The sequence below is a fragment of the Paracoccus haeundaensis genome (genome assembly GCF_006239215.1).
Taxonomy (GTDB): Bacteria; Pseudomonadota; Alphaproteobacteria; order Rhodobacterales; family Rhodobacteraceae; genus Paracoccus; species Paracoccus marcusii.
In genome coordinates, this window is the sequence record NZ_VDDC01000070.1 from 1 (window position 1) to 6405 (window position 6405).

The window sequence follows — 6405 nt, forward strand, 5'->3', positions numbered from 1 at the left end:
ATATGCGAGAACAAAAATAGCTCTCGCATATACCCGGAACGTCTCGCAATGGCTCGACCGCGCAAAGATACTCCTGCCATAAAGCTGCCCGTCGGCGGTAACGTTACGATGCACAACACGCTGATAAGCGCGTCGCATGGTCTGAACCTTGGTGAGAAGCGGCTGGTAGCCATGGCAGTCGCGAAGCTGTCGCCCAAGGCGGTCGCCCTGCCTGGAAAGCCTGTCAGGATCTCGGCCGTGGACTTTGCCGAACAGTTCGGACTGGACCCAACCACGGCCTATGAGCAGTTGCGAGACGCTCAGGAAAACTTGTTCAACCGCTATATCCGGCATATCGAACATTACGGCCCCAACGGCCAGAAGACCGAGGTGATCAAAATGCGCTGGATCACCTCGATCAGCTACAAGAACGGTGATGGAGAGGTCGCTTTGGCCTTCGCTCCGGAGATCGCGCAATTCCTTGTTCAGCTCAAAAAGCACTTCACAACCTATCAGCTCTCAAAGGCTGCGGCGCTTCGGTCGACCTATAGCTGGCGGCTGTTCGAAAACCTCGAACGCTTCCGGGAAACCGGTATTTGGGAAGTAGACATGGACCGCTTCCACGCCATCATGGAAACTCCGAAAAGCTACCGTCGCAACTTCAATGATGCCCGCCGCTTTGTAATCGACCCGGCGCTGGCAGAACTAGCGGCGAAAACCAACATCACTGCAGCGGTCGAGCCTATCCGCCGGGGCCGCAAAATCGACCGTCTATGCTTCACCTTCGAAAGTGCCAGCCAGATGAAACTGGCGCTGTGAATGGGCAAATGCCGCATAGGGCTGTCAGGACGTCTTGCAATTCGACGGGGCCGAGTAAACGGTGGATATGGCATTGACCCCGAACGATAGGAAACCCCGTGGCTTACACCCTTGGAGAGGCTGCGAAAGCCAGTGGAAAGTCCAAAGCGACAATTTCAAAGGCCATAAAATCCGGCAGGCTATCGGCGGTTAAGCAGGATACCGGCGTCTTTAGGATTGAGGCGGCGGAGTTGCATCGGGTATACCCTAAAACAGTTGACGGGAACCAAGACCGAACACCGCAAACAGTTTCCCAAACGCTGGAAAACACCCCCTCTGTCAAAGAGTTACAGGCACGTCTTGAGGCAGTGCAGGAGCGGTTAACTGATCGGGATACCGTGATCGCCGATCTGCGCGAGGATCGAGACCGCTGGCGGCAGCAGGCGACCGCGCTCTTGGCGGACCAGCGGCCCGTTCCTCAGCCCGTCACTGAGCCTGCCCCCCAACCTGATCAGCCGGTCGTGCAGCCACCCAAAGGCTTCTGGAAACGGCTGTTCGGCTGAAGGTCAGGCAGCGCAAGCGACGGGAAAGAACACCGCCACCATCACACGTGCCATAAAATCCGGGAAAATATCCGCCCAGAAAGATGCATCTGGTGCCTGATGCATCCGAACTGCACCGAGCTTTACTTTTAAGTGTGCAAGACTTGCGCAAACCTCAAATGCAAAGTGACGCAAGACCTTTGCAAGAGCAACGCAAGAGCCAAGCGGCTACTTTGGAACAGGAACTGACTGTGTTGCGTGAACGGGTAGAGGCCCAATCTGAACTCCTAGAGGAGCGGGCCGGTCAAATTTCCGACTTAAAGGAAGACCGCGACCGGTGGCGCCAACAGGCAACTAGTCTCTTAGTAGATCAACGATCTTCAAGCGAACTTGGGCAGAAAATAAAATCTAAAAAATGGTGGCTCTTCTAAAATATATATATAAAAAATAATGAATATATTATATTAATTTAGCTGTATTAGTAAGAACCGTTTCTTCAACCACCCCAGAATCTGGATTAACGGTGATGCTTACAGAGCCGCATTTATATTGGATTGATGTTAAAGAAACGCCAGACCTTTGAATATCTTTGAGAACTTCTCTATCATATCTTCTCTTTAAAGGGATGATTTCTGAACTAGTAATGTAAGCAAATGAAGACCTTTCTTTTATTCTTTGTATATCCTCCGCCTTAGGAAGAAAGTTCCCCCCTAATTTCCAAGGCGTAACTATAGAAATCGGTTTTGCTTCCAGAAAATCATCCCAAACTTGATCTAAGTGAGCTCCTTGAGACCCGTGATGAGCAACTTTGAAGATAAAAGGGCTTGGGGCTCTATCTTTTCTGTTCGTAACAATATTCTTCCATCCGTAATTTTCTATGTTTCGCTCCTCAACATCAGCACCAAAAAGTATTCCTATATCTCCAACTACTAGCAGTGCAGCTATAGAGAGATTATTTTTATTTTCTGACGAAATCCGTTTTTTTGGCAAATTTTTAGCTGAGTTCTCAGTGCTGTTGTCTCTCAAAAATTTACTTGCGTCCGCAAGAGTGTCAGCAAGCTGAGCATCGGATGGAGATAAAGCCAAAAGCTCAACTCGTTTACCGTGAGATATTTTTCCAATATCCCATGATTCAATAAGTCTGTCCTGGACGACAAACTTTGGGACTTTCCCACGGCTTTTCATCAGTCTTAGACATTTGATTATTTCTGTTCCACCACGCCCAATTCTCATGTTGGGCTGTCGGTCATGAGCAATAAGAAAAGCTAAAAATTCTTGATGACTCATGGCAGAAGACATAGCAAAATTCGCCGATTTTGCTACCTCTAACGTTTTAAATAGACCCTTTATATGGTCATCATGCCAGTGGGTTGCTACGATCAGCTTTATATTGTTTTCTACATCAACTCCAATTGATGACAAATAAGACAAGCCAGCCGGTTCTTTATCATCGTTGAGGCACGAGTCTATAATAATCCAGCCATGATCTCCGATATGGATCAATATGCATTCGCCAAATCCAGGACCAAAAACTATGACCTGAATTTTATCTTGATCAGGATGCGTCATCCATTTCCATCCCTTGGAGAATACTCATAGCCTCCTCAAGGGCACTATCAACGTCATGCTTCGTAAATACTGGAAGCCTTCTTAGATGAACTCTAGAAACGCGTTGCCTTTGGTCATTAGGTAAAATTTCCAGTCCTACCAACCATCTAACTATAGAACCGGTTTCAATTCGACGTTGGTCTGCTTCTGGAAGTTCTTTCAAATCAAATTCTGCTTGATCTGTAACTGATCCCTCCTCATCATGAACGTCCGACAGATTCACAACAAATTTTTCACTATCAACGTGAACTACGTAACCTTCCCATTCGTAATTTGGAGTAAAACTAGAAAATAGTCTGCTTTTTCTCGTCAACAAGTTCGGCTGACGTTCAGCTGGAGAAGCTATTTCATCTAATAGATCTTTTCTTTCGACGGTTGAGCTTCGACGCAATTGTTTAATATTGCTTGAGCTCGACCCCTGAACTTCCATTTTTCTCTCTTGAATAGCGTGAGATATATGCAAAGTGTATTCTTTGCTTATCTTTTCAAAAGATTCACTGTTGCCTGTATATTTAGCGCTATCTAAGCGGTAGTCAAAAATAGACTGTTCTGCATTGGATCGCATGCTTACATACCCATTATGTAGTCAAAAATTCTTTCAGACTCATTTATTCCATTTTGGAAGTTTTCATTTAGCACACCGATAACATCCGCCATGCTCGGCTCACCAATGGGGCTAAAATGAAAATTTGCCTGCATATATATTCCATCATCGCCCTCTATTTTTACAGACGGCTCTATTTTAATATTCTTAGCTATATGATATCTGTCGTTGGCTTCCGATGCTCGCATTGAAAGGCTAAGCATTCCTCCAGTCTCTCCACCTTCCTTATTCATTTCTTCTCCAAAATGTCCCCACGGTTCAATTGGAGCAAGAATTCGGCCAATTTCAGTTCGCTTTCGAGAACTTCCTACTCGAAAGTGTATATCTCTATTAATTCCGACAGCAGTGCCTGGCGTATGCGTTAGAATTTCCAAAAATATCATCGATACTTTGTCGGAAATTTGAATCCAAGGTGCACTTACAGTTGATATCTGAAATCTGTCTTTATCAATGTGATAGAAGGTTTCGCCAATAGAAAATCTAGTTAATTCACTATGACAAACTTCTATGTTTATTAGTTCTTCATCTACTTCTGTTTCAACGCCATGCTTGAACAGCCAAGAAGGGTGAAAAATAGCTGGATTATGATTGCCAACGATAACAATGGAAGTTCCAGAAATTTCTGGTGCGATTATCATAGTGTTCCTATATCTGCTGGTGACGAAGCAGGGCCGTCAGGACACGCGATGCAAACTTGCCCAAAAATTGCACTTTGGTACGCATATCGCAAGTAAAAACCGTTTCAGTTTTTTGCATTTGAAACTTTTCAAGTTCTACTTAATCAATTTAAGGCGGATTATATAAAGTATAAATTTATATAGTTTATTAGTTAATTAATTAAATGATAAGTAGGGCTGCGGTTAATTCACTTTGTAGCGCCCTATATCTTGTTGGGTGGCCATGTACTCGACAACCCTGCGCTGATCTCGCCCCCTATCTTGGGCTGCCGCATAAAACCGGTTACGGGCGGGACATAGGCCGGAGGTTGATTCAGGGCTTCCTGTCACCGTTGCGGTCACGGTCTGTTTTCGGGAGGACGGCACCTAGGGCAGCGCCTGCGGCAACCCCTAAAGCAGCACCCATGCTGATGTTGTCCACGGCCGCACCGATGCCGATGCCGATGGCCGTCCCGATCGCAACCCATAGACCCATAATCCTCTCCTCGAAATATTGCGGATGAAATCCTCGGTGCCTGGCATGGCGCGCCCGTGCGCATCGGGTGCAAGCGCCCAGGCCGGACCGGGCACCTACTTGGGCCGCGCTACGTCCGTCTCCAGCAGCATCCGCACATAGCGGGTGTAGGGGATGCCGCTCGCCTTCGCCTTTGCCTTCACCGCGTCCAGGAGGGAGGCGGGCAGGCGCATGTTCAGCGAAGCGGCCTTCGGCTCGATCTCGAAGCGCATGGGCGTGAACCCCGACAGATCGTACTCGGACAGATCCGCTGTCTCGACGAAGTCTTCCGCCTCGGCATCGCTGGTCAGGGGTGGCAGGGGCTTAGGATGGGCGTTCATAATGCGCGATCTCCTTCTGGTGCATGTAGCGGGCGCTGATCGGCCGCAGCTTCGTCTGGCCGTCGATCTCGCGGAGCTGGAACACCACGAAGACATGGCGCCCCGCGGCCGTGGTCCCGATGGCGCGCATCCGCGCCTCCTCGGCAAACGGATCGGCCAGGACCGCCGGCGTCCGGGCGAAGACCTCCTCGATCTCGGCTCGGGACAGGCCATGCTTGCCGCATTTGGGCCAGTTGCCCGTGTCCCAATCGAAGCCTGCAATCTTCATGCGTCGTATCTACATCTGTCTACACAAACGTAATGTAGGGCGATCCAGCGATGTTGGAAAGGGGATCGCATTGCCCCCGATGCTGGCCCGTTCCACGCCTCGGAAAATGGTCCTGGAGGGACGGGGCAAAACACAGCGGGAAGGCCAAAATGCAATTTTGGTAGACATTGCGCATATCCTGCAACTGCAACACCCCTCCCCAAACCCTGTCATCGCCGAGACGCATCTCCGCGGCATGGAAGCGCGTCGGCGTCCCAGGGACGCGATTGCCATGCTTCGATGACGCCGCTTCTGACCCATCTCTTTGGCATCGTCGGTCGTCATGACCAGCTCAGATCATAGCTCGCTTCCCACGTCGCCGTTCTTCGCCCCTGGGCGGGCTCAAGCCAGCACAAGCAGGGCGAACGAGCGGCGACGTATTCATTCCACATTTCCCGCCATGTTCAGCCCTCATTTGCGTGCAAATGCTGCGGCGCGTGCCGAGGGTTGGGAGTGTAAAAAATTACGTTTGCATTTCTTGCCAAACTTACACCCCCACCCTTCCTTCATCACCTAGGCGTGGCAGAAAGCGGCGCAGGTTTACATGCCTCAGGGCCACAGCGAGGTGGCCATCTCTCCACCATGGCAGGTCACATGCTTGTCCTGCTTTCAGATCGCTTGATGATGTCGCTATGGTCAGCGTCAGCCGTTCCTTTGGCTCTGTTTTTTGGATTGGTCGACTGAAAGCCCCGTAGAGCGCCGTAGAGGCCCCTTGTTGCCTTTCACTAGCCTCCTGTCGTCCCGGAGCATGTCTAGGCCCTGCGCGGGCTTCTACAGGGCTCTACGGGCCTCTTGCGAAGCTTATCTGCCTGTTCCTCAGCAAATCCGTTGTCTGTCACAGGCGATCCCAGAGGCCGATTTGCCTCTCCGCTCAGTACTAAGTTCCTTTTTTCTTGTTTTTGTCTTGTTTTTGGTATCGTTAAGTATTTGATTTATATTATTAAATAAGGCTGAACTGCGAGAAAAACCGGGTTAACTGCGAGAAAAACCGGGTTAACTGCGAGAAAAACCGGGCGTTATCCACAGGCTGACAAGCCTATTGCGAGACGTTCCGGG

The 6405-nt window shown here is 49.5% G+C and carries 8 protein-coding genes; 3 read left to right on the top strand and 5 right to left on the bottom strand.

The features are described from left to right. From FHD67_RS19570 to FHD67_RS19580, 3 genes are all read left to right on the top strand, one after another. Window positions 1-798, top strand: a 798-nt coding sequence (locus FHD67_RS19570; RefSeq protein ID WP_218062365.1) for a replication initiation protein, incomplete at its 5' end; no start/stop codon positions are given. Window positions 799-896: 98 nt separating this feature from the next. Next, window positions 897-1340 (top strand): DNA-binding protein, encoded by a 444-nt coding sequence (locus tag FHD67_RS19575; RefSeq protein WP_139599769.1) that lies wholly within the window; start codon window positions 897-899, stop codon window positions 1338-1340. 92 nt (window positions 1341-1432) lie between these two features. Then, window positions 1433-1750, top strand: coding sequence for a hypothetical protein (locus FHD67_RS19580; protein ID WP_139599770.1), 318 nt, complete (start codon window positions 1433-1435; stop codon window positions 1748-1750). Window positions 1751-1778: 28 nt separating this feature from the next. Here the strand turns inward: FHD67_RS19580 and FHD67_RS19585 are convergent, their stop codons facing one another. The 5 genes from FHD67_RS19585 to FHD67_RS19605 all read right to left on the bottom strand — a co-directional run bounded on the left by FHD67_RS19585 (window position 1779) and on the right by FHD67_RS19605 (window position 5310). Beyond that, window positions 1779-2888 carry an MBL fold metallo-hydrolase gene (locus FHD67_RS19585; RefSeq protein ID WP_139599771.1) on the bottom strand — a complete coding sequence of 370 codons (1110 nt, stop codon included), beginning with the start codon at window positions 2886-2888 and terminating at the stop codon, window positions 1779-1781. Then, window positions 2875-3492, bottom strand: coding sequence for a hypothetical protein (locus FHD67_RS19590; protein WP_139599772.1), 618 nt, complete (start codon window positions 3490-3492; stop codon window positions 2875-2877). The genes FHD67_RS19585 and FHD67_RS19590 overlap by 14 nt, the downstream gene beginning before the upstream one ends. Before the next feature lie 2 nt (window positions 3493-3494). Beyond that, window positions 3495-4169 carry a hypothetical protein gene (locus FHD67_RS19595; RefSeq protein WP_139599773.1) on the bottom strand — a complete coding sequence of 225 codons (675 nt, stop codon included), beginning with the start codon at window positions 4167-4169 and terminating at the stop codon, window positions 3495-3497. Between the two features lie 609 nt (window positions 4170-4778). Further along, a complete protein-coding gene (locus FHD67_RS19600; protein ID WP_015061586.1) occupies window positions 4779-5042 on the bottom strand; it encodes a BrnA antitoxin family protein in 264 nt (87 codons plus the stop codon). Continuing rightward, entirely contained in the window at window positions 5026-5310 is a 285-nt protein-coding gene (locus tag FHD67_RS19605; protein ID WP_139599774.1) for a BrnT family toxin, read from the bottom strand. The genes FHD67_RS19600 and FHD67_RS19605 overlap by 17 nt, the downstream gene beginning before the upstream one ends. Between the last annotated feature and the right edge of the window lie 1095 nt (window positions 5311-6405).

What these genes read in the sequence shown, in the direction of transcription:
- FHD67_RS19585 (WP_139599771.1), bottom strand. Translation starts at nt 2,888, where the DNA reads ATGACGCATCCTGATCAAGATAAAATTCAGGTCATAGTTTTTGGTCCT.
- FHD67_RS19590 (WP_139599772.1), bottom strand. Translation starts at nt 3,492, where the DNA reads ATGCGATCCAATGCAGAACAGTCTATTTTTGACTACCGCTTAGATAGC.
- FHD67_RS19595 (WP_139599773.1), bottom strand. Translation starts at nt 4,169, where the DNA reads ATGATAATCGCACCAGAAATTTCTGGAACTTCCATTGTTATCGTTGGC.
- FHD67_RS19600 (WP_015061586.1), bottom strand. Translation starts at nt 5,042, where the DNA reads ATGAACGCCCATCCTAAGCCCCTGCCACCCCTGACCAGCGATGCCGAG.
- FHD67_RS19605 (WP_139599774.1), bottom strand. Translation starts at nt 5,310, where the DNA reads ATGAAGATTGCAGGCTTCGATTGGGACACGGGCAACTGGCCCAAATGC.